The organism is Actinobaculum sp. 313 (assembly GCF_003073475.1).
In the GTDB taxonomy this organism is placed as follows: domain Bacteria; phylum Actinomycetota; class Actinomycetes; order Actinomycetales; family Actinomycetaceae; genus Asp313.
Genome location: NZ_CP029033.1, coordinates 926,703 through 941,839 on the forward strand (window position 1 = coordinate 926,703; position 15,137 = coordinate 941,839).

Below are 15,137 nucleotides of genomic sequence, written 5' to 3' on the forward strand. Positions count from 1 at the left end.
TCCCTCACCGCTGCTCCTCCTCGATCTTCTGTACATTGGCGGGGTAGGTCGTCCACGTCCGGTCCTTCGCCCACTGGCCGTCGGTCAGCATGACCCGCGCGTTGCCGATATCCCGGGACATCAGCCAGAGGACGTCGTCGTCATCCTGCCAGAGTACTCGGACCGGGTGCGCACTCATCTGGTAGCGTTCGTCATCGCTCCACACCACCTCGCCGTCGGAATCCTTGATCGCCGGGTAGAGGTTGCGCTTCCCATCAATGTCTTCGTCGTAGAACTCCACCGTGTAGTTACCCGACGGCGACGTGCGCGTCTCGCCGTCAACCAGTACCGCAGGGTCGGGCCCGGGAGAACGAAGCCATAGAACGAAGAGGCCGATGGTCAAAGCCAGAGCCGGCACAAGTACCGCGATTCCAATACCCGCCATCAAGCGGTGCTCTTGTATCCATGTACGCATGAGTGCTGCTGTCCTTTCCGATGAACGCGCCATTCCGGCGAGTGTGGCCGTCCGCTCTAAGGCGGGCATATGACTCCTGTATCGTAGCGGCATCCGCGTCTGCGTGCGTTACGGATGGTCAACCGGCAGTCAGACCGTGTTCCCGCTGGCGTCGAGTGAATCGACGACGGCTAAGAAGAGGCCCCGAGATCCACGGCTCCAAGGCTGCCACCGCCAAGATCGCTCGTTGCCTCCATTGCAGACAACATGGTGACGAATCGGTCAATGTCCTCACGTAGGTTGGTGGTGAAGCCGCCGTCGTACCAGTTGCGCAATACGGCAATAATTGCCCAGATCACTCCCGAGGCAAGTACCCGGGCGGTCGGAAAGTCCCAGCGGCCAGACTCCGCCGCCGCCCGGGCGATGGCGTCGACCTCTTCATTTACGATGCGCGCCATCGCGCCTTGGATAGACGGAACCTCCAAGCACAGCCGCGTGCGGAGAACAGTCACGTCCATGTCCTGGACGAAGTGACCGCCCCAGACTTCCTCCAGTGCGCGGTTCACGCTCTCGGCCAGGCTGAGGCCATCTGCGAGGCAAGAACTCAACGAGTCGCGGATGCGGTCGTCGTACTCGTCGTGCAGTACAAGCCCTTCCTTCGTGCCGAAATACCGGTAGAGCGTGCTGGGGGAGACCAGCGCCGCGTCGGCCACTTGCTCAATGCTGACCGCATCGAAGCCATGTTTCTTGAACATCTCTAGGGCAACACTCTGCACATGCCGCATCGTCGCAGCTTTCTTGCGCGCTCGCAGGCCGAGACGCGGCGCACCACTCTCAAGTGGAGTGCCGGTGAACTGCGTATCGCCGGGCTGGGCGCCGGTTGCCCTCTTGCCAGCCTGAGCGCTGGTTGCCCTCTCGCCGGGCTGGGCGCTAGTTGCCCTCTCGCCGCGCCTCGCCGCGCCTTTGCCGACCGTGCCAGCGGAAACGCGGTCACGCGGGGTGGCGGCACGTTTGCCACTGTCGGCTGCAGATGATCTCGGCATGGCTTCCCCTCTCCGGACGTGAACCCGCTGATGACTCACGACGCGAACCCGTTGATGCCCGGGATACAAACCCCTTGATGCCCGGGATGTGAACCCGCTGAAAGGGACCGGGAACCTCCGCAGGCCTTAGTTTCGGCGGGTCCTCGCATTCGCGACTATGTCAAGGATACCGACCCGACGGGAGTCTTGCTCCTACGGCCTCCCAGCACCCGGCCACTAATGCACAGTCGGCGTGTTACGCGAATCTGCGCTGCGGCAGACCCTTGACACGCCGAGAACAAAGAGTAGAGTGACTATTATGAGACAGTCACTATCAGATTTAATGTTGGAAGGGCGTGACTTACATAAGTCCTTCGGCAGTATCACCGCCCTTGCCGGTCTGGACCTCGCCGTTGCTCGCGGAGAAGTGCACGGATTCCTCGGTCCCAACGGTGCGGGTAAATCCACAACAATCCGCGCTGCACTCGGGCAGCTGCGGCTGGACGGCGGCCATATGACGGTGTTCGGTCTGGATGCCTGGGATCGTGCCGTGGATATCCACGCCCGGCTCGCCTACGTTCCCGGCGATACCATGCTCTGGCCCGGCTTGACCGGCGGACAGTGTATTGACGTTCTAGGCGGATTCCATGGCGGGATGAATCGGCACCGCCGCGACGAACTCATCGAACGTTTCGAGCTCGACCCGAGCCGCCGCTTCCGAACCTACTCCAAGGGAAACCGCCAGAAAGTAGCTCTAGTAGCCGCGCTGGCCTGCGACGTCGACCTGTTGGTGCTGGACGAGCCCACATCGGGACTCGACCCGCTGATGGAAGCCGTCTTCCAGCAGGTCGTTGCTGAACGCAACGCGGAAGGCACGAGCGTGCTGCTCTCCAGCCACATCCTTGCCGAAGTTGAATCGCTGTGCGACACCGTGACCGTGGTGCGGGCAGGGAGGCAGGTGTTCACGGGTTCGCTGGCCGACCTGCGAGCCACGGCAGCGACCACCGTCGACGTCGTGAGCGACGCCCCGCTGCCGGGTGTGGGACGACTAGCAGGTGTCAGCAATGTACAGGTGCGAGAAGTGCCACGCGGTGTACGAAGCACACTGTTGGCCGAGGCGGACGCTTTGCCCGCAGTGCTGGCGTTACTCGGGTCCGTGTCGGTTTCGCAGGTGGCCGTACGCCCGCCGAGTCTAGAACAGCTCTTCCTGGAACGGTACGCCGACGACGGCGACGATCGGGAAGCAGGAAGTGCAAGCGGCGTTCAATTGGAGCGGGGCGGAATCAACGGCGTCAACTGCCAGGCGGACGGTTCGGACGGCGTAAACCGGGAAGAATGCGGACCTGACAGCGCTGAGCGCGAGCCGGAGAGTGTAAGCGGTGCCGGGGCCGAGTTGAGCGGGGTGCACGGTGGCAAGCCCGAGTCGGGCGGAATCGAAGGCTGGACGCGATGAACACCGCCCTCTCAACAGGACGCTCCGAGGTCACTCCCGCAGTAGATCGCGCCGTATCCGTCGGCTCGGCACGCCACCCAGTCGCCCGCTCAGCGGGCGATCACTCCGCCACCGGACGTGGCGTGGCGCGGCCCTTCGCGAGCTTGCCGCGTGCGCTCATGCTCGGCGCCCGCACGGCACGGCCGACTCTCACCCTGACCGTGCTTATCTGCGCCCTACTGGTTGCCGCGGTTGCCTCCGGCATCAAAGGGTTGTATCCGACGTTATCCGAGCGCGTGGCCTACGCGGCGAGCGCGGGGGAATCCGTGTCATCCGCCGCGTTCAACGGCCGGGGCTATGGCCTGACCACACTGGGTGGGATCACGGCGGCCGAGGTTGGTTTCCTCGGGCAGATTCTCTTCCCCCTGCTGGGAATTGTGGTTGCCGTGCGCCTTACTCGCCGCGAGGAGGAGAGCGGACGGACCGAATTGCTCACCGCGTCGCGGGTGGGGCGTTTGACACCGTTGGTATCGGCCGCCGGCCTGATGATCCTGACCGCTCTCGCAACAGGAGCGGTGATGACCGCCGGGATGGTCGCAGTCGGCCTGCCCGCTGCTGGTTCGGCGTGGTATGCGGCTGCGGCGGGCGCTTGCATCCTGTTCTTCGGTGCCGTCGGCCTGCTGCTGGCTCAACTGTGCCAACAGGCCCGCAGTGCGCAGCAACTCGGGATCGTCATCTTCAGCATTGCATACCTGGTCCGTTTTCTCGTGGATGGGCTGGAACTCGGCGTCGTGTGGCTGAGCCCGCTCGGGTGGCTTCCGGAAGTCCGTTCCTTCGATGCTCCACGCGCTTGGCCCCTGGTGGCGTACGGCGCCAGCGCGCTGCTTTTGCTGCTAGCCAGTGGCATGGCCGCCGTGCGGCGCGATTTGGGTGCGGGGCTCATCGCGCCCAAGCCCGGGCCGATTCGCGGCAGTGGGCATATTTCCGCATGGAAGCTGGCGTTGCGCAGCGAGCGGACCGCAACCGTTACCTGGGCCTTCGTCGCCTGCCTGTGGGCGCTTCTTATCGGAGGCTTCAGTACGGAGATGACGAAGATCATCAACGACAATCCATCGCTGCTCGAAGCGATGGGCCTGGAACGAAGCACCGACCTCATGACGATGATGGCCTCGATTATCATCGTCGCGGCCGCCGGGGCAATCAGCGTGCAAGGTGCTTCGCATTTCGGTGCGGAAGAAGCGGCAGGGCGAATAGGTTTGCTCGCGTCCACCCGCTGCCCGCGGGCCAGACTGTGGGCAGGGTGGTGGGCGGCGACGTTGCTTTCCTCCCTCCTCGTGGTTGCTGCCTCCGCCTTGATACTCGGCATTGGCACGGCCGCATCCTCCGGGCAGTCCGAGTCGATCCGCACGGCAGTGGAGGTCGGCAGTTCATACCTTGCCTCGGTGCTCCTCATCGGTGCGCTATCGGCGGTGCTCGCCGCGATCGGCCCGCGCTGGCCGGTGGTGGGGTGGGTGGCTATCGCGTGGACGGTGGTGGTCGGATTCCTCGCCGAGGCGTTGCAACTACCGGAGTGGGCGCGCGATATCTCGCCCGCGCATATGGTGGGCGTGCTTCCCGTGGACACTCCAGACCCGCGCGTGATCGTCGGGCAGTTGGCGGCTGCCACGGTGTTGCTGGGCTGTTCGCTGTTCATTTTCCGACGCCGCAGCTTGAAGGCGGGGTGAGGGGATGAGCGGTGCCTCAACCGACATCATCTGCCTCGGATTCTCCGGATATCGGGTAGCAGCGTGGTCGAGTCCTAGTCCTTGGTCCACTGCTGATCGATATTCACAACTCGTGAATCTCCGATGTCGAATGACAGAAGCCGGAGTACATCGGCATCTTCCTGCCAGGCGATGCCAACGGCATGAGCCTTCATGAGATAGCGGCGATCCACATGGTTCCACGACGTCGAGTCGATATCCGTTACTTCACGAATGGACGGAATCGGATGAATCCGGGTGGTCCGAAAACGTCTCCATATCGGTGTTCGACTGATCGCCGTGATGGAACCGCTCGTAGACCACGCACGCCAGCGCGGTAAAGCATAGGAACGCAAGGAAAAACGGGGTGAGAAGCGTCCCAAGGATGCTTCGAAAAGACTGCGTGGGATCTTGCTGCCGCGCCGCATCTACGATCTCTGACCAATGTGCCAAGTTATATGCACTCAGTGCGATATATAGGGCACTGAACACTCCGAACAATGCCGTTGGTTGCTGCCATCGTAGTTTTTGGCTTCTTGCCTTCTCGTAGAGCCACATCAAAATAGACAAGAGGATGGCCGCGAGTCCGCACGATAGTACCCAGCCGATATCCTGCGGTGCCTTGAGGCCGCCGGTAAAAACGGCTGTAGCGGGAACTGCCAGCAAGCAGCAAATGATGAACCCGAGGAAAACGCGCAGTGCGCGCGGTTTCGGTGTCGTGCCAGGCATCCTTTGTTTCCGAGTCGAAAGTGCCGAAGTACTCGGAGAGGTAGTCATGGCCGTCTGACGCTCTCGAGACGGGCTTCCAATTGCCCGGCAGGTACGTCGCGATTGGCTTGAACGGGTCATGTTCCCTTTCTTCGAGTACGCGATCAAAATCCCAGTCGGCGGAGGCGTCAAGCCAAAGGTTGCTGAGACTGAATTACGCAGCATGCCCAGAGCAGAACAAGCTGAGTTTAAACCGGTGTCTGCTTCTGCGGGCGTTAAGCAAGCAGAAGTGTTCGATTCTGTTGGCTGTCGGCCTGAGCGGTATCCGCGAAAGTCTACTTTTCCTCCGAAGCATTCAGCAAGGCGCGCGGCCTACTTGAGAATCTTCTCCTTGCTTTGGCGAGTGACCTTCCTCTTCGGCGAAACGGGGGCAGAGAACCCACGGACGCGCTACATGAACCTTCGGACGCGCTACATGAAACGAGGAGAGAGGCCACCGTACCGCCCCACAACCCCTCACCTTTCGCCGCAAACGGGTATGATGGCCCCGTCCCATCGTTGATAGGCGAAGGTCGGACGGGGCTGACCGGCCGTGAGGAGCATGGATATGTCGCAGCCGCGCATTGGACTGTTGGGTGCTGGTCGCATCGGCGTGATGCACGCCGGGTTGCTGGCACCGCGCGTGGGCGGCCTCGTCGTCGCCGATAGGCGTGCGGAGCGGGCGGAACACGCCGCGAGCCTCTACGGCGCCGAGGTTCGCAGCCCCGATGGCCTACTGGCCGCCACCGACCTGGACGGCCTCGTCATCGCCACTTCCACGGACACCCATGCGGACCTCATCTGCCGTGCCGTCCGCCTTGGTATCCCGATCTTCTGCGAAAAACCCATTGCCCTGGACATCCTCTCTACGCGCCGGGCCGGGGACGCCGCAAGGCAGGCGAATGTGCCGGTTCATGTCGGATTCCAACGCCGCTTCGACCCGGCGTACACCACTGCACGCCACCGTGTGGCCGCTGGCACAATTGGAGACCTACGCCGCATTCACATGGGAACACTCGACCAGGTGCCTGCCGCCCGCGAATTCCTCGCTGCCTCTGGCGGCATCTACACCGACTGCCTCATCCACGACTTCGACGTGTTGCGCTGGGTCAGCGGTAGGGAAGTGGAAGAAGTCTTTGCCTTCGGTACAGACCTCGGCCTGGCCGATTTCGCAGACTTCGGCGACGTCGCCGAAACAACCGTCACCATGCGCATGGAAGACGATATCCTCGTGACCGCCCACTCCTCCCGCTTCAACGGAGCCGGATACGACGTGCGAATGGAACTGCACGGGACGGCGGGCACCGACGTCGTCGGAATGGACGAGCGCCTTCCCGTGCACTCGCTGGAACCCGGCACCACCTATCCGAGCGGTGAGCCGTGGATCGACTTCATCGCCCGCTTCAAAGACTGTTACGAACGCGAACTGGACGCCTTCCTCGCCATCATCACCGAAGGCGCCGGCGTTCCCTCAACCATCGACGACGCCGTCGCCGCCTTGCGTATCGCCGCCGCCTGCGGCATATCGCGCCGAGAGCACCGCCCGGTACGGATCGCCGAAGTTGAGGGATGGACGCCTGATGGATTTACGGCTCAACGCAACGCTTTTCGATTACTCATTCGTCGCCGTCTACCTCTTCTTCGTCATCGCCATCGGCGTGGTCACCAAGCGCAAGGTTCTCACCTCCGAGGATTACTTCCTCTCTGGACGTTCCCTTCCGGCGTGGATCTGTGCACTGGCCTTCCTCAGTGCCAATATCGGGGCCACCGAGCTGATTGGCATGGCGGCCAACGGCTCTCAATACGGTTTGGCAACAGTGCACTACTACTGGATTGGCGCGGTGCCGGCCATGGTGTTCTTGGGCCTGATCATGATGCCGTTCTATTACGGATCACGCGTGCGGTCGGTGCCCGAATATTTGCGTTTGCGTTTCAACCGCCCCACGCATCTGTACCAGTCCATCGTCTTCGCCGTCGCCACCATCCTCGTGGCAGGTATCAACCTCTTTGCGCTTGCGCTTCTGATCAACGTTCTGATCGGATGGCCGCTCTGGGCGTCAATCATCGCTGCGGCCGGGGTTGTACTGTTGTACACCACTATGGGCGGACTTACTGCCACCATGTACAACGAGGTGTTGCAGTTCCTCATTATTGTGGCCTTCCTCGCGCCGCTGACCGTGGGTGGGCTGGCACGGGTCGGCGGGGTTTCTGGCCTGATCGACACCATCAACAGTACGCAGGTGCTGGGGGAGAATGGCCTCTCGGTGTGGGGTGGCACCGGTCTCGGTAACACGACCAACCCGTATGGCAACTGGATCGCGCTGCTGCTGGGTATGGGATTCGTCAACTCCTTCGGCTACTGGACCACTAACTTCACCGAGGTACAACGCGCGCTTTCGGCCAAGGACATGTCTGCGGCCCAGCGCACTCCTATTATTGCCGCGATCCCGAAGATGCTTCTTCCGGCGATTATCATCATGCCCGGGCTGGTGGCGGCGGTGCTGATCCCGGAGTTGAGTGATGGCACCCTTTCACATAATGAAGCGCTTCCCGCACTTATCGGCGAGATACTGCCCACCGGTCTGGTGGGGTTGGCGCTGGCCGCGCTGATCGCTGCCTTCATGGCCGGCATGGCCGCCAACGTCTCCTCCTTCAACACGGTTGTCACCTATGACATCTGGCAGACCTATGTGCGCCCTGGCCGCAAGGATACGTATTATCTGCGGGTCGGCCGCAAGCTCACTGTTGCCGGGGTGCTAGTTGCGGTGGGGGCGGCCTTCATTGCCGCCGGTTTCAACAATATTCAGGACTACATCCAACTCCTGCAATCGATTTTCAACGCGCCGCTTTTCGCCACGTTCATTCTTGGCATGTTCTGGAAACGGATGTCGCCCTGGGCGGGGCTGTGGGGGCTGGTAGCCGGCGCATTGGGAGCAGCGGGCGTGCAAGCCGGGTACATGGCGGGCATTCTCGAGTTCAATTCGCAGCAGGCCGCCTCCTTTACGGGCAGCGGCATGGCTTTCATTTTCGATATCACCGTCTCGGTGATTATCACGCTGCGCGGGCGGCCGAAGGCGGACGAAGAACTGGACGGTCTAGTGTGGGGACGCACAAAAATGCCGATCCGCGGTGCGCAGCCGGCGCCTGACCTACACAGGGTGGCGGTTAAGGCCGAGCGGGAGCGGGTAGCCGAAGGTGAGAAACTCAAGTGGTGGGAGAACCCGTGGCCGCTGGGCATCGCGGTTCTGATCTGCCTGGTTATTCTGAATGTGGTGGTGGGCTGAGATGGAAATGTCGTCCTCTAAGCAATCGAGCGGAGCAAGCCGGGCGGATAGTTGGCCGGATGCGACAGGGCGCAAGAGCGAACAAGCACACGGCTCGGCTCAAACGCGCGGCTCGGTTCAAACGCGCGGCTCCGCTCAAGCGCGCGGTTCCGCCCAAGCGCATGGCTCCGCCCAGATGCGCGGCTCTGCCGAAGCGCGCGGCTCCGCCGAAGCGCAGGACGAGACCTCTAGCCCGCGTGCGCGGCAACAACATGATGTGAGCTCTGGTGACGGGGTCGCCGTTGATGGTGTGACGGGCACGCAGGTGCGTGTAGCTGGGGAGGTGAGAGCGGCTGGCACGGGGGTGAACGTGGCTGACACGGAGACAGGCGTTACTGGTACGGGGGCGAGTGTGACTGGTTTGGGGGCGACTGCGGCTGGCGCGGCCGGCAACGAGGAAAGAGTGGCTGTCAAGGAGACGAGCATGGCTGGTACAGGGGCGACTGCGGCTGGTATGGAGGCGGGTGCAACTACCTCGCAACGTGCGGTCAGCGTTCGCAGGCCGCATATGTCCGTTCTCGACCTGCGAACCTGGATCGTCGCTTTGTTCCTCGTGATGGGCGGAATGCTCGCCTTCTACGGGGCCTTTTTCGTTAGCGATGAAGACCTTGCCAAGGCAGCAGGTCTGAACCTTGACCTGTGGTGCGGATTGGGGATGATCGGTGTGGCCGCACTGTTCTTCCTCTGGCTGTGGCTCCGCCCGCACGAGTCCGTCAAAGATCGCGGCCGGTGATTCGGAAGGCTCCTCGGCGCTATTGTCGGCTTCAAAGGATGCGTGACCGGTGGCGGTGTTTTCACCGACGTTGTTTGTATGCGCCCGTATCGGGCACATAAGAGCGATAGTGGCGCCCTGTCCTATATTGACGACAATCGTGAGGCACCCTGCCGGGTGCATGGGACTGTACTAGGCGCGTGGGGTCCTGCTGGCTGTGTGGACTCCGCTAGGCGCTTATGGGCAGTCGAAAGGCTGTATCGAGGAATGGGACGCATGCAGTGCACGCCTTTGGCGTGCGTGGGTAGCGGCCTTCGGTGTCCTCGCATCTATCGGCGCAGGCCGCACGCCTTTGGCGTGCGTGGGTAGTGGTGCTGGCTCGTGCGCAGGCGGCTAGCAAACCAAGGTGCTCCGCTGGGCATCCGGACGGCCGAGAACTAAAGCCTGTGTTCGGTGATGCGCCCAGGGCGCGTGCGCCCCTGGTGGCAGAGTAATGCACGGGAGTGATTGTCATCCGCGTCCGTCGCATTTTACGGCAAGATCGGGCGAGAGCGTATACGACTGCCATCCGCCCGTGAGCGCAAGCCGCTCCCGGGCCGCGAGTAGCGTGTGCGAGCCACCTCCGCCCGACGATGTGTCAAAATCCCGTCCAAACGGAAGCGAAGTGGAATGGCTCCATCTAAAGAATGGCGGAATTATGCGGATTCGAGAAGGCTACCGCGTCCCGCTCGAATCGTTTGGACGGGATTTTGACACTTGGCGTGAGGGATAGGCACACTTGCGTGAGGTATAAGCGCACTTGGCGTGAGGGATAGGCACACTTGCGTGAGGTATAAGCGCACTTGGCGTGAGAGATAGGCGCACTTGGCGTGAGGTACAAGCGCACTTGGCGTCGGCTCTAGCCGCGTTCTGTCGGACAGAGTGGGTGTGCGGCTCGAAACAGCCGGGATGTGAAGCTTCTTTCCAACCAAGACGCGACGATTAGTGTGATGCGACGATAACGAGACTATGCGGGCTTGGTTGATCCTGCTCGAATACAGCTTGGTGGGGACGGACCTTCGATGCGGTGTACGCACACCATGGTTGATCCTGCTCGAATACGGCTTTGTGGGCATGAGCCTTTGACGCGGTGTATGCGAGCCTTGGCTAATTCCGCTAGGAACGCAACATGTATGCGCGAGGGGAGAGTCGTCATCAATGATATGATGACGGGGTTCTAGTCGCGCTGATCCTGTGGATGGATCTGCGCGATCCACTGCGCCTAATACGTCGAAATACGCTTCCTGCACAAATTCTCAGCTGGACATTTATGCTTGAAATATCGCCATTTTTGGACGGTAGTCGTCCATTTCTCCGAGGACTAACGTCCCCTTTTTGCCGTGCGATTTGCCCCGGAGTTGCACTTGCTGAGAATTGGGGCAGTCTGAGAGTGAAGTAGTTGACTGAGGCTGCTATGGTGGACACGTGGTCCGGTGTGGTACGCGGATCCTCGTTGCCTCCCAATGGGTGGGACGGGACGGAAGGATCGATTACCGCCCACGAGGCGGGGGGCCACAAGATCGAAAGTGTGTTTTGGACGGGCTCCGTCCATTTGCTTACTTCCGCCCTTCCACTGTTCGCGTTCTTTTCACGCTAGGTATTTGTGCTGGGGTGTGGTCTTGCCTTGCGTCTGTGTGGGTTATTTTCACGCTGGGCGTTTGCGCCGGGTTATGGTCTCGCTTCGCGTCCGTGCGGGCTCCTTTCCCGCTGGGCATTGGCGCAGAAGCATGGACTCGCCGCGTGTCAGGTAGTGAATTGATGTTTGCTTGGCGCGCTCGTGTCACACCGCCCGCTAGAGGCCTACCGCAATGCCGATTTTGGGACGCGATCCCGGCTAGTTATCCAACATAAGAAGAAAGGGACACTCATGCTGAGTTCTCTGCGCCGTGAGGTGCATGCCAGGGATCTGACCCCTGGCCATCGCATCTTCCTCCTTGTCCTAGTCTCGATGGGCAGTTCTATCATTTACACGCCCGCCTACCTGAAGACGGTCTTCTACGATCCACTGATGCAGGCGCTGAATGCCACCAACGCTGATCTTGGAAAACTGCTGTCGGCTTACGCGATCACAGCCACAATCTGCTACCTCCCGTCCGGTATCGTCGCAGACAAGGTTCGGGTGCGCACACTCGGTTGGGTCGGATTCTCAACGACGGCGGCTCTGACCTTCGTATACGCGCTCCTTCCGTCCTTCAATACACTGATGCTCGTCTTCGTCGGCATGGGCATCACAACTATTCTGATCTGGTGGGGAATTCGCTACAAACTGGTGCGTCTGATCTCGGAAGAGGATGAATACTCCCGTAATATTGGCATCTCCTACGGTATCTACGGTGCTGCTGGGCTTGTCGTCAACCTCATTAATCTGTGGATTATCGGACGTTTCGTAAACCACCTGGCGGCGGGTGTACGCACACTGCTGATCTTCCTCGGATGCATCATCCTGATCCTCGGCGTTCTCTCCTTCCTCTTCATCCCGAAGTTCGAAGGCGAGATCAATCGTGATGGCGGTGGTTTCAACCTCCACGAGCTGACCGCTGCCCTACGCAGCCCTGTTGTGTGGCTTTCAGCTTGCTGCCTGTTCTTCGTTTACTTCTACTACACCGGAGTTGCCTACACGACCCCGTACCTGCAAACGGTGATGGGAGCCTCGCTCACCATTGTCTCTGTTGTATCAATTGTCCGTACCTACGGCATCACACTCCTGTCCGGCCCCGCGTTCGGATTCATGGCGAAGGCCGTCGGCTCGCCCTCGCGCGTCATCGTGACCGGATCGGTGGTGGCGGCGCTGATCCTCGTCGTCTTCACCTTCCTTCCGACCACTGTCGCAATGACGGTCGTGGCAGCCATTTTGATCATCTTGCTCGGTTTCATCGGCAATGGCGTGTTCGGCATTGTTTCCTCACAGCTGACCGAAGGGAAGGTACCCTTGACCATTTTCGGAACAGCAACCGGAATCCTCTCCGTGGTGGGCTTCCTCCCGGACACCTTCTCTTCCACATGGTTTGGCGCCATGATCGACAAGTCGGGCAACGACGCGTACCGGAGCATCTTCATCATTTTGGCCGTCGCGGCGCTTCTGGCTGCGGCATTCGCGCTGGCCCTGCTGTTCTACGTGCGCAGGAACAAAGCGAAGCTTGAGGCGGACGAAGTTGCTGCCGCAGAGCATGCCGCCGGGCATGCCTCGGAGCATGGCACCGAGCACGCGTCCGAGCACGACGGCAAACAGGCAAGCCAGAATTCCGCTGCTTCGTCCGCATCATCCCCGGTGGATGCTGAGGCCAAGCGCGGGCGCGAATAGGAGTGGTGATGCCTAACAAGCTGAATGTCCCCGCGATGTGGAGCCCGGAGATGGGCGCCGTCGTCGCTAAACAAAACGAACTTGCGGCCGGGGCATACTCGACCGACCAGACTTTCCACGAGATGCGCATGGCATATGACACCGAACGTGCCTTCTGGAACGAAGGCGGCCCACAACCGGCATCGATTCGCGAAAACAGGGTTAAGACGCCGCACGGTCAGGTAACTGTTCGCATGTATCGGCCGACGTCGACCCCTGCACTGCCAGTGATCGTCTACGTCCATGGCGGAGGGTGGGTAGTTGGAAACCTAAACACCCACTCGCGGATCTGCCGGATCCTTGCCGAAGAGACTGGCGCCGCAGTTCTTGCCGTTGACTACACTCTTTCTCCAGAGGCGCGCTACCCGCAGGCGATCGAGGAATGCGTGGCAGTAGTCCAACATCTGCGCACCGCAGCTGACGAATGGAATATCGATGCCAGCGATATTTCTCTGGCTGGGGATTCCGGAGGCGCGAATATGGCTTTCGCAACCTACCTCCACCTGCGGGATGTAGAGAAGGACGCCGCGGATATTCGCTGTCTTCTGCTCTATTACGGTTCTTACGGGCTGCGAGATTCCATGTCAATCCGACTGTTCGGTGGGCCGTGGGATGGTCTGACGGAGGAGGACTTTGCCTGGTACAAGAATTTGTACCTCCGCGGGCCGGAGGATGTGCGGGCGCCTTATTTCGACATTCTCGGCAACGACCTGGACGGCATTCCGCCCTGTTATATCGTGGCTGCCGCACTGGACCCGCTGCGTGATGATTCGCGCACCCTGGCTGCAGTATGTGAGCACTACGGCGTGGTCCACGCCTTCGAGGAGGTATCGGGCGTGCTGCACGGCTTCCTCCACCATTCCAAGATACTGCCAGCCGCGCGCGAGGTTTTAGAGAGCGGCGGGAGGTTCTTCCGCACGGTTCGGCTGCGCGGCGGGTCGAGTACACGGGCCGACGCTGCCGAGTCGACGACGCAAGGCACGCCGGTTACACCGGGTGGTCCTGCTGTATCAGGTGCTCCGGGGGCCTCTGGTGCTTCGGTTACGTCGGCTGTTCCGGCGACGTCGGGTGTTCCGGCAAGTCCGGCTGCTCCGGTGACACCGGGTGCTTCGGCGACATCGAGTGTTTCGGCGACGTCAGACGGGCCGAGTGAGCAGCGCGACCCCGCCCCGCCGGATGCCGTCTAGCCGGTGCTCACAGATTCACGCACGAACACGACACATTACGAACACAACAGATAAGAAAGACTACAGACATATGGATTTTTCCCTCAATGAAGACCAGCAGCTCATGGTGGATGGCTTCACGGAGTTCATGAACTCTCGCCCGTGGGAGACCTACTTCCACGAGTGCGATGAGAACTCGGAATACCCGGAGGAATGGGTCAAGGCCATCTGTGACATCGGCTTTGACCGGATCCTGCTTCCCGAGGAATATGACGGCTTCGGTTTCGGTTGGGTGACCCTCGCTGCCGCGTACGAGGAGCTGGGCCGCCTGGGCGGTCCGACCTATGTGCTTTACCAGCTTCCCTGCTGGGACACGGTAATCCGGGAAGGAACAGAGGAACAGAAGAAGAAGATCCTCGCCTTCGTCGGCTCGGGCAAGCAGATGCTCAACTATGCCATGACGGAACCGAGTGCCGGATCGTCCTGGGATGACATGCGCACTACCTACACCCGACGCGACGGCAAGGTGTACCTGAACGGCCACAAGACCTTCCAAACCTCCTCCATGAAAGTTCCGTACATGGTAGTGATGGCACGCAACGCCGATGATATGGACGTCTACTCCGAATGGTTCGTCGATATGAGCAAAGAGGGCATCACAAAGGAGCCTCTACACAAGCTGGGGCTGCGCATGGATTCTTGTGCGGAACTCTATTTCGACGACGTCGAACTGGAGGAGAGCGACCTCTTCGGAACCGAAGGAAACGGCTTCAAGCGGGGAGTCGCCGACTTCGACCTGGAGCGATTCCTCGTTGCGCTAACAAATTACGGGCAGGCCTACTGTGCCTTTGAAGACGCGGCGAAGTACGCCAACCAGCGCATCCAAGGCGGACAGGCCATCGCACGCCATCAGCTGATCCAGCTGAAGTTCGCGGACATGAAGGTCAAGCTGACCAATATGCGCAACATGCTCTACGAAATCGCCTGGAAGAAGGATAACGGACTGCTTGGCCGAGGCGACTGCTCCATGGCCAAGTACTACTGCGCTCATGCAGCCTTCGAGGTGGTCGACGACGCACTGCAGGTCCTTGCCGGCATCGGCATCACCGGAGAGCACCGCGTGCAGCGGTTCTTCCGCGATCTTCGTGTGGACCGGGTGTCCGGGGAACGGACGAAATGAT

At 60.9% G+C, this 15,137-nt stretch carries 11 protein-coding genes and 1 pseudogene; 8 read left to right on the top strand and 4 right to left on the bottom strand.

The window, feature by feature from the left end:
• Positions 1-4: 4 nt before the first annotated feature.
• Both DDD63_RS04010 and DDD63_RS04015 read right to left on the bottom strand, forming a co-directional pair.
• Positions 5-523 (bottom strand): hypothetical protein, encoded by a 519-nt coding sequence (locus tag DDD63_RS04010; protein WP_108715295.1) that lies wholly within the window; start codon positions 521-523, stop codon positions 5-7.
• Positions 524-624: 101 nt separating this feature from the next.
• The gene (locus DDD63_RS04015; protein WP_240611407.1) at positions 625-1,476 is read right to left on the bottom strand and encodes a TetR family transcriptional regulator; all 852 of its coding nucleotides are present in this window, start codon (positions 1,474-1,476) and stop codon (positions 625-627) included.
• Positions 1,477-1,774: 298 nt separating this feature from the next.
• Here DDD63_RS04015 and DDD63_RS04020 point away from each other — a divergent pair, with 298 nt between their 5' ends.
• On the top strand, positions 1,775-2,908 hold the full coding sequence (locus DDD63_RS04020) for an ABC transporter ATP-binding protein (RefSeq protein WP_108715296.1): 1,134 nt from the start codon (positions 1,775-1,777) through the stop codon (positions 2,906-2,908).
• The gene (locus DDD63_RS04025; RefSeq protein WP_240611408.1) at positions 2,905-4,611 is read left to right on the top strand and encodes an ABC transporter; all 1,707 of its coding nucleotides are present in this window, start codon (positions 2,905-2,907) and stop codon (positions 4,609-4,611) included. Before DDD63_RS04020 ends, DDD63_RS04025 begins: the two co-directional genes overlap by 4 nt.
• A 74-nt stretch (positions 4,612-4,685) precedes the next feature.
• On the opposite strand, the gene DDD63_RS12210 is transcribed toward DDD63_RS04025, so the two are convergent.
• Positions 4,686-4,823: a hypothetical protein gene (locus DDD63_RS12210; RefSeq protein WP_164505446.1), complete on the bottom strand. Its 138-nt coding sequence runs from the start codon at positions 4,821-4,823 to the stop codon at positions 4,686-4,688.
• 34 nt (positions 4,824-4,857) lie between these two features.
• Complete coding sequence (locus DDD63_RS04030; RefSeq protein WP_108715297.1) at positions 4,858-5,358, bottom strand: hypothetical protein; 501 nt, start codon at positions 5,356-5,358, stop codon at positions 4,858-4,860.
• Positions 5,359-5,992: 634 nt separating this feature from the next.
• On the opposite strand from DDD63_RS04030, the pseudogene DDD63_RS04035 reads away from it, so the two are divergent.
• The 6 genes and pseudogenes from DDD63_RS04035 to caiA form a co-directional block, all read left to right on the top strand.
• Positions 5,993-6,868, top strand: a pseudogene (locus DDD63_RS04035) (Gfo/Idh/MocA family oxidoreductase); the annotation flags it as partial.
• Positions 6,869-6,956: 88 nt separating this feature from the next.
• On the top strand, positions 6,957-8,660 hold the full coding sequence (locus DDD63_RS04040; RefSeq protein ID WP_108715298.1) for a sodium:solute symporter family protein: 1,704 nt from the start codon (positions 6,957-6,959) through the stop codon (positions 8,658-8,660).
• A 175-nt stretch (positions 8,661-8,835) separates the two neighbouring features.
• On the top strand, positions 8,836-9,432 hold the full coding sequence (locus DDD63_RS12395) for a hypothetical protein (RefSeq protein WP_205647312.1): 597 nt from the start codon (positions 8,836-8,838) through the stop codon (positions 9,430-9,432).
• A gap of 1,885 nt (positions 9,433-11,317) precedes the next feature.
• The gene (locus tag DDD63_RS04055; protein ID WP_108715300.1) at positions 11,318-12,751 is read left to right on the top strand and encodes an MFS transporter; all 1,434 of its coding nucleotides are present in this window, start codon (positions 11,318-11,320) and stop codon (positions 12,749-12,751) included.
• Positions 12,752-12,759: 8 nt separating this feature from the next.
• Complete coding sequence (gene aes / locus DDD63_RS04060; RefSeq protein WP_108715301.1) at positions 12,760-13,977, top strand: acetyl esterase; 1,218 nt, start codon at positions 12,760-12,762, stop codon at positions 13,975-13,977.
• Positions 13,978-14,047: 70 nt separating this feature from the next.
• Complete coding sequence (gene caiA / locus DDD63_RS04065; protein ID WP_240611409.1) at positions 14,048-15,136, top strand: crotonobetainyl-CoA dehydrogenase; 1,089 nt, start codon at positions 14,048-14,050, stop codon at positions 15,134-15,136.
• Position 15,137 lies beyond the last annotated feature (1 nt).